The sequence below is a fragment of the Pseudonocardia tropica genome, from assembly GCF_040105315.1.
In the GTDB taxonomy this organism is placed as follows: domain Bacteria; phylum Actinomycetota; class Actinomycetes; order Mycobacteriales; family Pseudonocardiaceae; genus Pseudonocardia; species Pseudonocardia alni.
The window spans coordinates 195773-210648 of sequence record NZ_JBEDNP010000011.1 but is presented as its reverse complement, the minus strand read 5'-3'; the positions used below and the strand labels follow the sequence as shown (position 1 = coordinate 210648).

Here is a 14876-nt window from a genome sequence, read left to right as displayed (position 1 = left end):
GTCCGCGCGTTCACCGAGGAGGCCCCATGCCCCGCACCCGGGTGCACAACCTGTTCATCTCGCTCGACGGCTACGCCGCCGGCGACCACGTGAGTCTCGACGCCCCGATCGGCGCCGCCGGGGGGCTCTTCGCCGGGTTCGACGGGCGGTTCATCCACGGGATCGGCGGGGTGGACGCCCCCGTCACCCTGGACCACGCGCTGACCAGCACGTGGGCCCAGGGGATCGGCGCCGAGATCATGGGGCGGCGCAAGTTCGGCCCGCAGACCGGCCCCTGGACCGACGACGGCTGGCAGGGCTGGTGGGACGACGAGCCCCCGTTCGGCACCCCGGTGTTCGTCATGACCCACCACCCGCGGCCGCCGATCGAGTTCGCGAACGGGACGAGCTTCCACTTCGTCGACGGGTCGGCGCGGGAGGTGCTGACGGTCGCGCAGGAGGCCGCCGGGGACCTGGACGTCCGGCTCGGCGGGGGACCCTCGACGATCCGGCAGTTCCTCGACGCCGACCTGGTCGACGTCATGCACGTGGTGGTCCTGCCGATCGTGCTGGGGCGTGGGGTGTCCCCGTGGGAGGGGTCGGCCGGCATCGAGGACCGGTTCACGGTCGAGTCGGTCGCCTCGCCGAGTGGGCGCATCCACCAGTTCTGGAACCGGAAGGCCTGACACCCATGGGCTTCGTCACCTACTCCATGAGCATGTCCCTCGACGGCTTCGTCGAGGACCCCACCGGCAGCATCGCCTTCGGCGACCCCGACGAGGAGGTGCACCGCCTGTCCAACGACCAGACCCGTGCGACGTCGGTGTTCCTGTTCGGCCGCCACCTCTACGACATCATGGAGGACTTCTGGACCGCCCCCGAGCGGGCCGACGGTCACCCGGTGGAGGCGGAGTTCGCGCAGCTCTACACCGCGATCCCGCGGGTCGTGTTCTCCGACTCGCTGACCTCGGTCGCGCCGGGGTGCCGTCTCGTCCGACGCGCCGACGCGCTGGAGGAGGTGGCCCGGCTGAAGGAGGAGACCGACGGCGAGCTGGCCGTGGGCGGGCCCGGGCTGGCCGCGTCGCTGCTGGACCTGATCGACGAGTTCCGTCCGCGGGTGGTGCCGGTCGTCCTCGGCGGCGGGAAGCGGTTCCTGCCGCCCGGTGCGGACCTGCGGTTGCGGCTGGTCGAGCAGCGCGTGTTCGACGGCGGGACCGTGCACCTGCGCTACCGGCGCGTCCGCTGACCCGGGCCGGACGCCTCAGGCGGGGGAGAGGCGCTTGGTGAAGAAGACCCTGCGGTAGCCGTCCTGCTCGGCGCGGTGGGTCTCGACGTAGCCCTGGTGCGGGTAGTAGTCGAGGTTCTCCGTCATCGCCTCGTTGGTGTAGAGCTCGATCCGGTCGTGGCCGCGGCGGCGCGCCTCGTCCTCGGCGAAGGCGAGCAGCCGTGCGCCCACGCCCCGCCCCTGCGCCGACGGGTCGACCGCCACGTTGTCGAGCAGGAGCCGGCCGTCGCCGTCGAGCAGGACGAGGAGGCCGACGACCCGGCCGTGGTCCTCGGCGACCCACATGGTCGCCCCGCGCACCGCGGCCGCGTAGTCCGCGCCGACCGGTGCGGGCGGACGGCCGATCCGGGCGGTGTAGTGCCCGTACGCCTGCCGGGCGAGCCCGGCCGCGATGTCGACGTCGTCCTGACCGGCCGGTCGGATGGTCACCATCGGCGCAGACTAGCGACGCCCCGTGCTCGGCCCGCGCGCCGCCGGGGCGGCGTGGCGCGAGCACCACGACCCCGACGACGAGTCCGGCCCGCGGGCGGCCGGGGCGGACCGCCCGTCCGCAGCGGACGGACGACGGAGGGCGCGACGATGCGGATCCCGGTGCGCGGCACGACCCCGGCCTGCGACGGGTACGGCAGCGGCACGCCGCTCGCGCACGGGACGGGGGCGCAGGCGTCGTCCTGGGGCGGGACGGTGCACGACCTCGCCGTCGTCGTCCCCGGGTTGCACGCCGAGACCGTCGACGGCGCCGGGCATCTCGGGCACGGCGAGCAGCCGGAGGTGTTCGCGGCGGCCGTGCTCGCCCGGTCGCCCGCGGCGCGTGAGCGTCAGGCGTCGCCGACGGAGGAGATGACGTAGCGCCGCACGTCCGCGTCCAGGATCCGGGCCGCGGTGCCCCCGTCCGGCCCGGAGCCGCGGAACGCGAGCAGCTCCTCCTCCGACGCCCAGCGCTCGAAGACGTTCACCCGCGCCGGGTCCAGGGTGTCCGCGGTCAGGGCGAAGTCCAGACAGCCCGGGGCCGAGCGCGCGAGCGCGACCGCCCGCGTCCCCTCGGCGACGAGGGCGTCCCGGTCGGCGGGGTCGGTGAGCAGGTGGCCCGCGACGATCAGCATGCAGGAGGGACCGCCGCGCGGCCCCGGACTCATCGGTCGCGCAGCGCGTCGTCCAGCGCGGTGGTCAGCGCGGCCACGCGGCTGCTGCCGGCCGCCGCGCGCGGGTAGCGGCACAGGACGTCGACCAGCTCCGGTGTCGCGCGCCGCCGGGCACGGTCGAGCTGCGCGTCGCCGCTGCGGGGCGCGTCGCCCTCGGCCAGCTCGACGGCGTGGGCGGCGTGCGCGGCCGCGCGCAGGATGTGCCCGACCTGGGTGGCCTTCGCCAGTGGGTGCAGGTAGGCGGACGCGGCGGCGTCGGCGGCGGCCAGCGCGGCGTGCCTGCCGGCCGGGGTGCGGGCGTCCTTCGCCGCCCGCACTGCGTCGACGGCGGTCACCCGCTGCAGCCGCGACCGCTCGGCGCCGTCGGCGAAGGCCCACGCCGCGTCGAGCGCCGCGCGGGGGCGGACGTCGCCGGGCGCGTCGAACAGGGGGAGGGTCTCGGCGGCGCACTCCGCGGCGAACCGGGTCACGACCCGCAGGTCGGCCATGGTGAGGGTGACGTCCCCCGGTCCGATCCGTGCCATCGCAGCACCTTCCCGCACCGCGCGCACCTCCGCCAGGATGGGTCCGTGCCGACGACGGTGGACCTCAAGCGCGAGCTGCCCTGCTACGCCGCGCGCCGCGACACCCCCGAGCTGGTCGACGTCCCCGACCTGCGGTTCCTCATGATCGACGGCCACGGCGACCCGAACACCCCCGTCTACACCGCGGCGGTCGAGGCGCTGTACCCGGTCGCCTACACCTGCAAGTTCGCCAGCAGGCGCGAGCTCGGGCGCGACCACGTCGTGATGCCCCTGGAGGGGCTCTGGTGGGCCGAGGACATGGACTCCTTCACCCTGTCCCGCGACAAGGCCAGCTGGTCGTGGACGATGATGATCATGATCCCGGACTGGGTTCCCGCGGCGATGGTCGACGACGCCGTCGCCACCGTCCGGCGGAAGAAGGCGCCGGAGCGGATCGACGACGTCCGGTTCGCGCCGCTGTCGGAGGGCCGCTGCGTGCAGGCCCTGCACGTCGGCCCCTACGACGACGAGGCCCCGCTCCTGCACCGCATCCACACGGAGTTCATCCCGGAGCACGGGCTCCGCATGACCGGGCGCCATCACGAGATCTACCTCGGCGACCCCCGCCGGACCGCCCCGGAGAAGCTGCGCACCATCCTGCGCCAGCCCGTCGCCGACGCGTGATCACCGGCGCTCAGGCCGGGCGGTACCGGTAGCGCGCCAGATGGACGCAGTACCCGACGATCCCGGCGACCAGCAGCGCCAGCACCACCCAGACCGGCCCCACCGGCAGCCGCGGCGGATCGGTGCGGGTGGCGTACACCGCCGTCACCGGGACCGCGGTGAGCAGCAGCAGCGTCGCGCCGAAGGTCCGTCCCATGTCCTCGGCGAGCATGTGCCGCAGTCGCCCGACCCGCTGCGGTCGCATCCAGTAGTCGCGGTGCGGCACCGACACCCGCGCCAACGAACCGGTCGTGACCAGGAGGTAGAGCCCGGCGCCGATCCCGGCGACGAGCAGCCCGAACAGCGTGCCGAGCGTCAGGAACCAGGCGCGGCTGCCGAACGCGGTCGGCACTCCCGTGGGGTCGAAGTGCAGCGGCACCCCGTCCTCGGGCAGTTCACCGGCCGCCCACACCAGCGCGAACGCGTAGAACACCGAACCGGCGAGGAGCGGGAACCAGGGGCGCACCGCCCGGATCATTCCCGGTCGCCGGCCGGCCCGCGCGCCGTGGCGGGGGCGAGCCGGTCGAGTATCGCGGTCAGGGTGCGCCGGGCGCGGTCGACGGGGGCGCCGTGCAGCGCGACCTCCGTGCTGAGCCCGGAGGTCAGGGCGAGCAGCGCGTGCGCGTCGGTGTCCGGGTCGGCCGACCCTGCGTCGGCGACGACCCGGACGGCGAGCGCGCGGATCTCGTCGTCGCCGTCGGTGAGGATCGCCCGCGCCCGCTCGTCGACCTCACGGGTGGCGAAGGCGGCGTGGATGCGCAGTGCGTCGCGGGTCCGCGGGTGCGCGCCGAGCAGCTCGTCGAGGATCGTCGCGAGGACGGTCCGGTCGCCGCCGCCCACGGCCCGGGCCCTGGCCTCGATCCGCTCCTCCATCTGCCGGTGCGACCGGTCCAGGGCGTGCAGCAGCAGCGCGTCCTTGCTGGCGAAGTAGTGCTGTACGCGGCCCATCGAGATGCCGGCCTCGGCCGCGACCGAGCGCAGCGAGACCGCCTCGGTGCCCGACCGCGCGACGAGCGCGAGCACGGCGTCGGCGATCTCGGAGCGTCGGGTGTCGTGGTCGACGGAACGGGGCACGACGCCACCGTAGCAATGCGGCCGCATTGACAAGCCGGGCCGGGGGCTGTTGCAATGCGAGTGCATCGCAACCCAGGGAGGGCATGTGAAGACGGCACAGAACGTCGCCGGGTTCCTCGGGGTGGTCCTCGGCGTGATCCCGCTGCTGCAGTACCTGGTCACCGGCCGGATCGGCCTGTGGTCCTTCGTGGTCGGCGACGCGCCGGCGCTGCCGTGGGCCTACCCCACGGTCCTGCTCGTGGTCACCGCGGTCGTCGTCGTGGTGGCCGACCGGCGGGAGAAGGCGGGCTGATCCGGTCAGTCCTGTCGCGGCGAGCCGTAGCGCAGCAGGTTGTTGTCCGGGTCGTGGTGCGCGCCCTCACGCAGGCCGTAGGGGGTGTCGACCGGCGCCACCTCGCGGCCGCCGGCCACGGCGGACCAGCGGGCGTGGAGCACGTCGGCGTCGTCGACGTGCAGGTAGGCGCAGCCCGCGGTGCGGGCCGGGTCGTGGTCGGGCAGCACCGAGACGTGCAGCTCCACGCCGCCGAGGACGGCGAAGCCGTAGCCGTCGTCGTAGCGCTCGACGGTGAACCCGAGCGCCCGGTAGTGGTCCAGCCACCGGTCGAGATCGGTGGTGGCGAAGACCGGGGCGACCGAGCGCAGCGTGGACACCGAGGCAGTCTGCCCGCATGCTCGCCGCCGTGACCAGTCGCCACGACGAGCTGGACCGGGCACTCGTGCACGGGATGCGCCCGGTCGTCGTCGAGCTCGCGGAGCCGGCTCAGCCCCCGGGACGCTCCGCCCGCTCGGCGAGCATCCGCTCGGTCGCGGCCCGGACCTCGTCGACACCGATCTCCTCGACGCCGTCGGCGGTCACCGTGATCAGGTTCGGGAAGATCGCCCGGGTGAGGTCGGGGCCCGCGGTGGCGGTGTCGTCGTCCGCGGCGTCCCACAGCGCGTTGACCGCGAGCGCGATCGCGCCGGCCCGGTCGACGCCCGGGTCGTGCCGCTTCTTCAGCGACGCCTCGGCGAACTGCGAGCCGGACCCGATGCCGACGTAGCCGGACCGGGCGCGCTTGATGCTGCCGGTCGGGTCGTAGGTGACGATGCGGACCGGGTCGGGGTCGGTCGGGTCGTAGCCGACGAACAGCGGCAGTGCGACGAAGCCCTGCATCGCCGCGCCCAGGTTCTCCCGCACGATGCTCGACAGCCTGCGGACCTTGCCGTCCTGGCTGATCGGCGCGCCCTCGACCTTCTCGTACTGCTCCACCTCGGCCGCGAACATCTTCAGCATCTGCAACGCGTGCCCGACCGACCCGGCGAACCCGGCGGCGGAGGTGTCGTCGATGCCGACGACCTTCACCAGATCCTTCTGTGCGATCAGGTTGCCGGAGGTGGCGCGCCGGTCACCGGCGAGCAGTACGCCGTCGGCCCAGGTCAGGGCGATGATCGTGGTGCCGTGCGGGACGTCGAGGTCGGCGGTGACCCGCTGGGCGGGGTCGCGCGGGAGGTGCGAGGGCAGCAGCTCGGGGGCGTGCGCGCGCAGCTGCTCGAGGAACGAGGGTCCGGTCATGAGGGGGAGCGGGCTCCTTCGCACTGCGGGGCGGGGACGGGGCCGATCCTTCCCGTCCGCGGCGCCCCGGTCCACCCGCGGTGGAATGGCACACTCGCAACGGTGAGCGCACGGAGCCGGGCCGAGTCCTTCTGTACACGCCACGGGCTGCGGGTGCCCGTCCTGGAGGCCCCGATGGCCGGGGCCTGCCCGCCGGAGCTGGCGGCCGCGGTGGCCGCGGCGGGCGGCATGGGTGCGGCGGGCGTCGTCAACGACACCCCGGAGGCGATCGCCGACTGGGCCGCCCGCTTCCGCGCGCTCGCCGGGACCGCGCCGTTCCAGCTCAACCTGTGGATCCCCGACCCGCCCGCCGACGACGACGTGGGCCTGCAGACCGCCTACCTCGACACCCTGGGCGGCACACCCGCACCGCCCGGCGGCCCCGGACCGTCGTTCTCCGACCAGCTCGCCGCCGTCCTGGCGGCCCGGCCCGCGGCCGTATCGACGATCATGGGGCTGTTCACGGCCGAGCAGGTCGCCGCGGTGCACGGTGCGGGCTGCGCCTGGTTCGCGACGGTCACGACCCGCGCCGAGGCCCTCGCGGCGGAGCGGGCGGGGGCCGACGCCGTCGTCGTGCAGGGCATGGAGGCGGGCGGGCACCGCGGCACCACCGACCCCGCCGACGCCGAGGCCGTCTCGGTCGGGCTGCTCGCGCTCGTCCCGTGGGTGGCCGACGCCGTCGGCGTCCCGGTGGTCGCCGCCGGCGCGATCGGCGACGGCCGGGCCCTGGCCGCCGCGCTCACCCTCGGCGCGAGCGCGGTGCAGGTGGGGACGGCGCTGCTGCGCAGCCCCGAGGCCGGGATCGACGGCGGCTGGTCCGCCCGGCTCGACGGCCTGGACCCCACCGGCACGACGACCACCCGCGCCTACACCGGCCGGCTGGCCCGCGGCATCGCCACCGACTACGTCCGCGCCTGGACCGTGCCGGGCGCCCCGGCCCCGGCCCCCTACCCCCACCAGCGACGGCTGGTGGCCCGCTACCGCGCGGGCGAGCCCGGCGCGGTCGACCGGGTCAACCACTGGGCCGGGCAGGCCGCCGGACGTGCGACGACCGACCCGGCGTCCGAGGTCGTCGCCCGGCTGTGGCGCGAGGCGGACCCGCTGCTGCCGTGAGCCCGGCTCAGTCGCGGAAGGGGTCGACCATGTCGTCGAACTCGCCCTTCCTGGCGCCGTCGACGAACGCGGAGATCTCGGCCGGGGTGTAGACGAGTACCGGGCCCTCGGGGTCGCGGGCGTTGCGGACGGCGACCTGGCCGTCGTCCAGGACGGCGAACTCCACGTTCTGCCCGGCCTCGGTCCCGCCGGCCGGGCGGCGCCACGTCACGGGGCCGAGATCTGCTGCGCGCGTGCCGTTCGGGTGGGACATGGGAGGACCTCCGGATGTGTCCGCTGCGTCCGTGTGACTGCGGAGAGTGTCGAAAGACTGTGCAGGCGATCTTGCATCCGCACGTGTCATCCGTGACGATGGAACGACCGACACGCTGAGGGGGCCCGTGAATGCGCCGGTCGACGCACCGATCTGCCGTCGGGTGGATGTCGTCGTGACCGCCGGACGGACGAACGACGCCGGCGGACCCGATGTCCTCACGGTGACGTCCGTTCTCGACGGTCGTGCACACAAGGTGACCGACTCGGAACTCTGTGCACCGCACTCGATGCGGACCGGCCGGTACGCGGCGCTGTGCGGCCATCTCGTGTCCCCGGCTCCGCTGATCGACGTCGCCGGGGTTCCGTGCGGCCGCTGCGTGGAGCTCGACCCGACGTCACCGGCGGAGGATGCGTCGCGGCGCCCCGCCCGCCGGCGCGGCTGGGGCCTGCGCCGGGTACTGCCGGCCTGAGCCGGCCCCGCACGCGACCCGTCAGCGGGCGAGCCGTTCCGGGTCGGTCTGCTCCCGGCGGCGCAGCGGTCCCCGGGTGCGGCGCTCCAGCCAGCGGCGACCCGTGTGGGTCAGCGTGCTGAAGGTGTTGGGGCCGCGGCGGCGCTCGACGGCGTCACCGATCCTGCCCAGGAGCCAGGCCAGCAGCGGTGCACCGACCGCGAGCAGCAGCCACACGCGCAGGTGCCGGGAGAGCAGGGCCCACATGTCCGGACCGTCCTTTCGCTGGAGGCGACGGAGGTGCCGTCGCCGAACGCGACGACAGTAGTGCGGCCCGCCCGGACCCGCGCGCTGCGAGGTGACGGCCCGTGACCGAGCTGCCACGAGATCGTTGTACGGCGCGAGGGTGGGTCCGGCTGCCCCCGGCCGGGCGCCCGCTTCTGCGAGGAGGTACGCCCGTGTTCGCTCCGGGTTCCGGCAGCGTGGCGGTGGTGGTGGTCGTCGCCGTCGCGCTGCTCGTCGTCGTCGCCGTCCTGGTCAGCCCCGCGGGTCGCCGTGCCGCGGTGGCCGCGCTCGGCTCGGTCGGACGCTGGCCCGCGCTGATCCGCGCCGAGATGCGCGGTGACGCGCCGCTGTCCGACGGGCGTACCGACACCGCCGACGACCGTCGCTTCGACACCACGCCCGAGATGCCCGCGGTGCGTGCCGAACCGCTGCCGCCGACGTCGACGTTCCCGCAGGTGAGACGCCCGGGACGGTGATCGTCGCCCGTTGTGGGAGACGGGACTGACGCCGGACGCCCCGGACGCGGTAAATTTTCTTTTACCAGCGGGAACCCCCGGCGCTCCCTCGGCGTTGCACACGTGTGAGGGCCTGCCAGAGGTGGGCCCCGCACACGTCCGTCGAGGAGGATCCAGGTGCGCTCCACGAGCAACCCGGCGTTCCGCAACCTGCCCACACAGAAGCAGGGCGGCTACGCCACGTTCGACCGCTCGGGTGGCGGCATGATGGGCGGGGGCGCCGCGATGGCCGGCTCCCGGTCGTCCTACGTCGACCCGACCCAGGCCACCCAGGACACGGGCCGGCCGATCACGGTCGACGACGTCGTCCAGAAGACCGCCATCAGCGGCGGACTCGCGCTCGTCGCGGGCTTCCTGACCGCGATGTCGGGGCTCTACATCCTGGCGCTGCCCGCGTTCATCGTCGGGCTCGTCGTCTCCCTGATCGTCATCTTCAAGCAGAAGCCCAGCGCCCCGCTGACGCTGACCTACTCGATCGCGATGGGTGTCGCGCTCGGTGGTATCACCGGGCCGATCAACACCCTGTACCCGGGCATCGCCTTCCAGGCGCTCATCGGCACCGCCGGTGTGTTCTTCGGGATGCTGGTCGTCTACAAGACCGGTGCCGTCCGGGTCACCCCGCGGTTCACCAAGTGGATGATGGGCGCGCTGATCGGCGTCGTCGTCCTCATGCTGGCGAACCTGGTGGCGAGCTTCTTCACCGACGGCGGCCTCGGCCTCCGTGACGGCGGCCCGCTGGCCATCCTGTTCTCGGTCGTCGTGATCGGTGTGGCGGCGTTCAGCCTGCTGCTCGACTTCGACGCGGCGGACAACGCGGTCAAGGCCGGCGTCCCGGCGAAGTACTCCTGGTACATCGCGTTCGGTCTCATGACCACGCTGGTCTGGCTCTACATCGAGATCCTGCGCCTGCTGAGCTACCTGCGCCAGGACTGACCGGTCACCCACGACCCGGCCCGTGAGGGCCGGGTGCGGCCGGAATCGCCCCCTCCGGTCGCGCGCGCCGCGGACACCTCCGGTGTCCGCGGCGTCGTCGTGTCCGGGGGTGGTCCGGCGGGGCCGGGAGTCGTAGCGTCGGTGTCGTGCCCGGGAACGACCCGGTCGTCACCGGGATCGCCATCGTCCTGGGGATCGCGTTCGGGCCCGCGGTGCTGGTGGGGCTGCTGGTACGCCTGCCCCGCCTGGTGCGCTGGGTCGCCGCGCGGCACCGCCGCCCGGCGCCGGCGCGCCCGATCGGGCCGCCGCTGGAACGGCTCGTGGCCGACCTGCGGCGCCTCGACCGGCTGCGTCGCGGGCCGCAGCCGGCCACCCGGGTCCGGCGCCTGGCGCTGCTGGCCGCCTACGACGACGTGCTGCTCGACGTCTGCCGGGCCGTCGGCGTCGAGGACCCGCCGCTGCGCGCCCACGTCGAGGCGGGCGGGACCCAGGGCGCGCTCGACGCCGACCGGGAGTTCGCCCGGCTGCGGACCGAGGCCGAGATCGAGGCCACCGGCGTACGGATCGACCCGCCCGGCCACGCGGCCTGACCCCGTGACGCCGACGGGCCGGCCCGCGCGAGGCGGACCGGCCCGTCCGTGGACGCCGTGGGGTCAGGCGAGGTTCTCGATCACCAGCGCCATGCCCTGGCCGCCGCCGACGCACATCGTCTCGAGCCCGTAGCGGCCGCCCGTGCTGCGCAGGCCGTTCATCAGCGTCGTCGTGATGCGGGCGCCGGTCATGCCGAACGGGTGGCCCAGCGCGATCGCGCCGCCGTGCACGTTCAGCTTGGCCTCGTCGACGCCCAGGTCGCGGGCGCTGGGCAGCACCTGCGCGGCGAAGGCCTCGTTGATCTCGACCAGGTCGATGTCGTCGATCGTGAGCCCGGCGCGGTGCAGCGCCTGCCGGGAGGCCTCGACCGGGCCGTAGCCCATGATCTCCGGCGAGAGCCCGGTGACACCGGTCGAGACGACCCGGGCCAGCGGCGTGAGGCCGAGCTGCTCGGCCTTCGTGTCGGACATGACCACCAGGGCGGCGGCGCCGTCGTTGAGCGGGCACGCGTTGCCGGCGGTGATCCGGCCGTCCGGGCGGAAGACCGGCTTGAGCTGCGAGATCTTGTCGTAGGTGGTGCCGGGGCGGGGGCCGTCGTCGGTGTCGACGACCGTGCCGTCGGGCAGCGTCACCGGGGTGATCTCGCCCGCGAAGAAGCCGTCGGCGATGGCCTTCTCCGCGCGGTTCTGCGACTGCACCGCGAACCGGTCCATGTCCTCCCGGGACACGTTCTTGTACCGCGCCAGGTTCTCCGCGGTCTGCCCCATGGAGATGTAGGCGTCCGGCAGGAGGCTCTGGTCCCGCGGGTCGGTCCAGGTCTCGGCGCCCTTCTCGGCGGTCTCGGCGGTGCGGGCCTCGGCGTCGGCGAACAACGGGTTGTGCGTGTCCGGCCAGGAGTCCGACGTGCCGCGGGAGAAGCGGGAGACGGTCTCGACACCGGCGGAGACGAACACGTCGCCCTCACCGGCCTTGATCGCGTGCAGCGCCATCCGGGTCGTCTGCAGCGACGACGAGCAGTACCGGGTGATGGTGGTGCCGGGCAGCGAGTCGTAGCCGAGCTGGATCGCGACGATCCGGGCCAGGTTGTTGCCCTGCTCCCCACCGGGCAGGCCGCAGCCGAGCATCAGGTCGTCGATCTCGGCCGGGTCCAGCTGCGGGACCTGGCCCAGGGCGGCGCGGACCATCTGCACGGTCAGGTCGTCCGGGCGCATCCCGGCCAGGGAGCCCTTGTGGGCGCGGCCGATCGGGGACCGGGCCGCGGCGACGATCACGGCTTCGGGCATGGGACGTCCTCCTCCATCGCAGGTACCTCTCGACCAGACCCTACTCGTCGGTAACCGATGAGCGGGAGACGGCGTGACGAAACCGTCAGGGGTCCGCGGCATGCTCTGGGTCATGACGTCGTGGGGAGACTTCCGGCGGGCCGAGCCCGCGTTCGCCGACCTGTCCGAGCGGATCCTGCGGCGGGGGATCGCGCTCGTGATCGCGACGCTGCGCGCCGACGGGTCGCCGCGCGTCTCCGGGATCGAGGTGGTGCTGGACGACGCCGGCGGTGGCACCGAGCTCTCCTTCGGGTCGATGCCGGGCGCCCGGAAGGGCGCCGACCTGCGGCGGGACCCGCGGTTCGCGCTGCACGCCGCACCGGCCGACCAGTCCGGCGGGGACCTCGGGGACGGCGACCTGAAGGTGTCGGGCCGGGCGGTGCTGCAGGGTCCGCTGTCCGGGCCGGTCACCGGGGACGCGTTCCGCGTCGACCTGACCGAGGTCGTCTGGACCGGCCTGAACGACGAGCGGAACCGTCTCGTGGTGCGCTGGTGGACCCCCGGTGGCGGGATGCACGAGGTCTCACGCGAGTGAGCGGTGCGAGGATGCGTGCATGCGCTACGTCGAGCACGTCGTCGACCTGGTCGGGAACACACCCCTCGTCCGGCTGGGGGCGACGGCCGAGGGCATCGCCCCGCCGGTCCTGGCCAAGGTCGAGTACCTGAACCCCGGTGGATCGGTGAAGGACCGCATCGCCCTGCGGATGGTCGAGGCCGCCGAGGCCTCCGGGGAGCTGCGCCCGGGCGGCACGATCGTCGAGCCGACCTCGGGCAACACCGGGGTCGGGCTGGCGATGGTCGCCCAGCGCAAGGGGTACCAGTGCGTGTTCGTGTGCCCGGACAAGGTCGGGGAGGACAAGCGCAACGTCCTCAAGGCCTACGGCGCCGAGGTCGTGGTGTGCCCGACGGCGGTCGACCCGGAGCACCCCGACTCCTACTACCAGACCTCCGACCGGCTGGTCCGCGAGATCGAGGGCGCCTGGAAGCCCAACCAGTACGCGAACCCGGCCAACCCCGAGTCGCACTACCACTCGACCGGCCCGGAGATCTGGGAGCAGACCGAGGGCCGGATCACCCACTTCGTGGCGGGGATCGGTACCGGCGGCACCATCTCGGGCATCGGGCGGTACCTCAAGGAGCGCTCCGACGGCGCCGTGCGGATCATCGGCGCCGACCCGGAGGGCTCGGTCTACTCCGGCGGTACCGGGCGCCCGTACCTGGTCGAGGGCGTCGGCGAGGACTTCTGGCCGACCACCTACGACCGCGACATCTGCGACGAGATCGTCGCCGTCTCCGACGCCGACTCCTTCGAGATGACCCGCCGCCTCGCCCGCGAGGAGGCGCTGCTCGTCGGCGGTTCCTGCGGGATGGCGACCGTCGCCGCCCTGCGGGTGGCCGCGACGCTGCCCGCGGACGCGGTGGTCGTCGTGCTGCTGCCCGACGGTGGCCGCGGCTACCTCGGCAAGGTCTTCAACGACCGCTGGATGGCCAGCTACGGCTTCCTCCCGCCGTCGCAGGGCGCGACCATCGGCGACGTGCTGCGGCGCAAGGACGGCGCGCTGCCCGCGCTGGTGCACGCACACCCCAACGAGACCGTCGCCGACGCCGCGCTCTACCTGCGCGAGTTCGGCGTCTCCCAGATGCCGGTGGTCAAGGCGGAGCCGCCGGTCATGGCGGCCGAGGTCGCCGGGTCGGTCAGCGAGCGCGACCTGCTCGACGCGCTGTTCACCGGGCGGGCCAAGCTCTCGGACCGGCTCGAGGACCACATGTCCGACCCGCTGCCGACCCTCGGCGCCGGCGAGTCGGTGCAGGACGCGATGCAGGCCTTCGCCAAGGCCGACGCCGCGCTGGTGCTGGAGGACGGCAAGCCCGCGGGCGTCGTCACCCGGTCCGACGTGATCGCGTTCCTCGGCGGCAACGCCTGATCCGACCCGCACGGGCGCCGGGAGTAGCCTCGGCGCCCATGCAGGGCTTCTCCACGCGCGCGATCCACGCCGGCCAGGTCCCGGACCCGACGACCGGCGCGGTCACGACGTCGATCCACACCAGCTCGACCTACGCCCAGGACGGTGTCGGCGGGACCCGCGGGGGGTACGAGTACTCCCGCAGCGCCAACCCGACCCGGACCGTGCTGCAGGACCAGCTCGCGGCCCTGGAGGGCGGCCGGCACGCGCACGCGTTCGGCTCCGGGATGGGGGCGACGGACACGCTGCTGCGGATCCTGCTGGGGCCCGGTGACCACCTGGTCATCCCGCACGACGCCTACGGCGGCACGTTCCGGCTGGTGGACAAGGTGCTGTCCGGGTTCGGCGTCGAGCACACCCCGGTCGACCTCGCCGACCACGACGCCCTGCGCGCGGCGTTGCGGCCGACGACCAAGGTCGTGTGGTGCGAGACCCCGACCAACCCGCTGCTCGGCATCGCCGACATCGCGGCGCTGGCCGGGGTGGCGCACTCCGCGGGCGCGCTGCTCGTCGTCGACAACACCTTCGCCTCGCCGTACCTGCAGACGCCGCTGGCGCTGGGCGCCGACGTCGTCGTGCACTCCACGACCAAGTACGTCGGCGGCCACTCCGACGTCGTCGGCGGCGCGCTGGTCACCGACGACGACGCGCTGTCCGAGCAGATCGCGTTCGTCCAGAACTCCACCGGCTCGGTGCCCGGCCCGTTCGACGCGTGGCTGACCCTGCGCGGCGCGAAGACCCTCGCGGTGCGCATGGAGCGCCACTGCGACAACGCCGAGCGCGTCGCCGAGATGCTCTCCGCGCACCCCGCGGTGGCCTCGGTGCTCTACCCGGGCCTGCCCGGGCACCCCGGCCACGAGGTCGCGGTCAAGCAGATGCGCCGGTTCGGCGGGATGGTGTCGTTCCTCGCCGCGGGTGGGCGCGACGCGGCGCTGCGGATCTGCGCGGGTACCCGGCTGTTCACCCTCGCCGAGTCGCTCGGTGGGGTCGAGTCGCTGATCGAGCACCCGGGGGAGATGACCCACGCCTCGACCGCGGGCTCGATGCTCGAGGTGCCGGACTCGCTGGTGCGGCTGTCGGTCGGCATCGAGGACGGCGACGACCTGCTCGACGACCTGCGGGCCGCGCTCGACGCCGTCCGGTAGCGCCGGT

The 14876-nt window shown here is 74.0% G+C and carries 23 protein-coding genes; 13 read left to right on the top strand and 10 right to left on the bottom strand.

The annotated features are described in order from the left end of the window. The first annotated feature begins 26 nt into the window (after window positions 1–26). A complete protein-coding gene (locus WHI96_RS19540; protein WP_345640642.1) occupies window positions 27–665 on the top strand; it encodes a dihydrofolate reductase family protein in 639 nt (212 codons plus the stop codon). A 5-nt stretch (window positions 666–670) separates the two neighbouring features. Next, window positions 671–1225, top strand: a complete 555-nt coding sequence (locus WHI96_RS19535; protein ID WP_345640644.1) for a dihydrofolate reductase family protein — start codon at window positions 671–673, stop codon at window positions 1223–1225. A 15-nt stretch (window positions 1226–1240) separates the two neighbouring features. On the opposite strand, the gene WHI96_RS19530 is transcribed toward WHI96_RS19535, so the two are convergent. Continuing rightward, window positions 1241–1696 (bottom strand): GNAT family N-acetyltransferase, encoded by a 456-nt coding sequence (locus WHI96_RS19530; protein ID WP_345640647.1) that lies wholly within the window; start codon window positions 1694–1696, stop codon window positions 1241–1243. Window positions 1697–1843: 147 nt separating this feature from the next. On the opposite strand from WHI96_RS19530, the gene WHI96_RS19525 reads away from it, so the two are divergent. Next, the gene (locus tag WHI96_RS19525) at window positions 1844–2113 is read left to right on the top strand and encodes an alpha/beta fold hydrolase (RefSeq protein WP_345640649.1); all 270 of its coding nucleotides are present in this window, start codon (window positions 1844–1846) and stop codon (window positions 2111–2113) included. On the opposite strand, the gene WHI96_RS19520 is transcribed toward WHI96_RS19525, so the two are convergent. Both WHI96_RS19520 and WHI96_RS19515 read right to left on the bottom strand, forming a co-directional pair. After that, window positions 2083–2367 carry a putative quinol monooxygenase gene (locus WHI96_RS19520; protein ID WP_345640651.1) on the bottom strand — a complete coding sequence of 95 codons (285 nt, stop codon included), beginning with the start codon at window positions 2365–2367 and terminating at the stop codon, window positions 2083–2085. The two genes, WHI96_RS19525 and WHI96_RS19520, sit on opposite strands and share 31 nt — an antisense overlap. Window positions 2368–2396: 29 nt before the next feature. Next, complete coding sequence (locus WHI96_RS19515) at window positions 2397–2930, bottom strand: putative immunity protein (protein WP_345640654.1); 534 nt, start codon at window positions 2928–2930, stop codon at window positions 2397–2399. 45 nt (window positions 2931–2975) lie between these two features. Here WHI96_RS19515 and WHI96_RS19510 point away from each other — a divergent pair, with 45 nt between their 5' ends. Next, a complete protein-coding gene (locus tag WHI96_RS19510; RefSeq protein ID WP_345640657.1) occupies window positions 2976–3593 on the top strand; it encodes a GyrI-like domain-containing protein in 618 nt (205 codons plus the stop codon). 10 nt (window positions 3594–3603) lie between these two features. Here the strand turns inward: WHI96_RS19510 and WHI96_RS19505 are convergent, their stop codons facing one another. Both WHI96_RS19505 and WHI96_RS19500 read right to left on the bottom strand, forming a co-directional pair. Beyond that, window positions 3604–4098: a hypothetical protein gene (locus WHI96_RS19505; protein ID WP_345640660.1), complete on the bottom strand. Its 495-nt coding sequence runs from the start codon at window positions 4096–4098 to the stop codon at window positions 3604–3606. Window positions 4099–4106: 8 nt separating this feature from the next. Beyond that, window positions 4107–4706: a TetR/AcrR family transcriptional regulator gene (locus tag WHI96_RS19500; protein ID WP_345640663.1), complete on the bottom strand. Its 600-nt coding sequence runs from the start codon at window positions 4704–4706 to the stop codon at window positions 4107–4109. Window positions 4707–4791: 85 nt separating this feature from the next. Between WHI96_RS19500 and WHI96_RS19495 the strand changes: the two genes are divergently transcribed. After that, window positions 4792–4998 (top strand): hypothetical protein, encoded by a 207-nt coding sequence (locus WHI96_RS19495; RefSeq protein WP_345640666.1) that lies wholly within the window; start codon window positions 4792–4794, stop codon window positions 4996–4998. Between the two features lie 5 nt (window positions 4999–5003). On the opposite strand, the gene WHI96_RS19490 is transcribed toward WHI96_RS19495, so the two are convergent. Both WHI96_RS19490 and prcB read right to left on the bottom strand, forming a co-directional pair. Continuing rightward, window positions 5004–5357, bottom strand: coding sequence for a bleomycin resistance protein (locus WHI96_RS19490; RefSeq protein WP_345640668.1), 354 nt, complete (start codon window positions 5355–5357; stop codon window positions 5004–5006). 109 nt (window positions 5358–5466) lie between these two features. After that, entirely contained in the window at window positions 5467–6258 is a 792-nt protein-coding gene (gene prcB / locus WHI96_RS19485; RefSeq protein WP_345640671.1) for a proteasome subunit beta, read from the bottom strand. Between the two features lie 102 nt (window positions 6259–6360). Between prcB and WHI96_RS19480 the strand changes: the two genes are divergently transcribed. Continuing rightward, window positions 6361–7410, top strand: a complete 1050-nt coding sequence (locus WHI96_RS19480) for an NAD(P)H-dependent flavin oxidoreductase (protein WP_345640674.1) — start codon at window positions 6361–6363, stop codon at window positions 7408–7410. A gap of 7 nt (window positions 7411–7417) precedes the next feature. Here the strand turns inward: WHI96_RS19480 and WHI96_RS19475 are convergent, their stop codons facing one another. Beyond that, window positions 7418–7663 carry a DUF397 domain-containing protein gene (locus WHI96_RS19475; RefSeq protein ID WP_345640677.1) on the bottom strand — a complete coding sequence of 82 codons (246 nt, stop codon included), beginning with the start codon at window positions 7661–7663 and terminating at the stop codon, window positions 7418–7420. A 256-nt stretch (window positions 7664–7919) separates the two neighbouring features. On the opposite strand from WHI96_RS19475, the gene WHI96_RS19470 reads away from it, so the two are divergent. After that, window positions 7920–8135, top strand: a complete 216-nt coding sequence (locus WHI96_RS19470) for a hypothetical protein (protein WP_345640680.1) — start codon at window positions 7920–7922, stop codon at window positions 8133–8135. A 21-nt stretch (window positions 8136–8156) separates the two neighbouring features. Here the strand turns inward: WHI96_RS19470 and WHI96_RS19465 are convergent, their stop codons facing one another. Further along, window positions 8157–8381: a hypothetical protein gene (locus tag WHI96_RS19465; RefSeq protein WP_345640683.1), complete on the bottom strand. Its 225-nt coding sequence runs from the start codon at window positions 8379–8381 to the stop codon at window positions 8157–8159. Window positions 8382–8572: 191 nt separating this feature from the next. Here WHI96_RS19465 and WHI96_RS19460 point away from each other — a divergent pair, with 191 nt between their 5' ends. From WHI96_RS19460 to WHI96_RS19450, 3 genes are all read left to right on the top strand, one after another. Then, window positions 8573–8875, top strand: coding sequence for a hypothetical protein (locus WHI96_RS19460; RefSeq protein WP_345640686.1), 303 nt, complete (start codon window positions 8573–8575; stop codon window positions 8873–8875). A 156-nt stretch (window positions 8876–9031) separates the two neighbouring features. Next, complete coding sequence (locus WHI96_RS19455) at window positions 9032–9847, top strand: Bax inhibitor-1/YccA family protein (RefSeq protein WP_345640689.1); 816 nt, start codon at window positions 9032–9034, stop codon at window positions 9845–9847. Between the two features lie 146 nt (window positions 9848–9993). Next, window positions 9994–10437, top strand: coding sequence for a hypothetical protein (locus WHI96_RS19450; RefSeq protein ID WP_345640692.1), 444 nt, complete (start codon window positions 9994–9996; stop codon window positions 10435–10437). 63 nt (window positions 10438–10500) lie between these two features. Here the strand turns inward: WHI96_RS19450 and WHI96_RS19445 are convergent, their stop codons facing one another. Continuing rightward, window positions 10501–11721, bottom strand: a complete 1221-nt coding sequence (locus WHI96_RS19445) for an acetyl-CoA C-acetyltransferase (RefSeq protein ID WP_345640695.1) — start codon at window positions 11719–11721, stop codon at window positions 10501–10503. A 112-nt stretch (window positions 11722–11833) separates the two neighbouring features. Between WHI96_RS19445 and WHI96_RS19440 the strand changes: the two genes are divergently transcribed. From WHI96_RS19440 to WHI96_RS19430, 3 genes are read left to right on the top strand one after another with little or no spacing between them, the layout of a single operon-like run. Beyond that, the gene (locus tag WHI96_RS19440; protein ID WP_345640697.1) at window positions 11834–12295 is read left to right on the top strand and encodes a pyridoxamine 5'-phosphate oxidase family protein; all 462 of its coding nucleotides are present in this window, start codon (window positions 11834–11836) and stop codon (window positions 12293–12295) included. 19 nt (window positions 12296–12314) lie between these two features. Next, window positions 12315–13685, top strand: a complete 1371-nt coding sequence (locus WHI96_RS19435; RefSeq protein ID WP_345640700.1) for a cystathionine beta-synthase — start codon at window positions 12315–12317, stop codon at window positions 13683–13685. A gap of 38 nt (window positions 13686–13723) precedes the next feature. Next, window positions 13724–14869: a cystathionine gamma-synthase gene (locus WHI96_RS19430; protein ID WP_345640703.1), complete on the top strand. Its 1146-nt coding sequence runs from the start codon at window positions 13724–13726 to the stop codon at window positions 14867–14869. The last annotated feature ends 7 nt before the right edge of the window (window positions 14870–14876 follow it).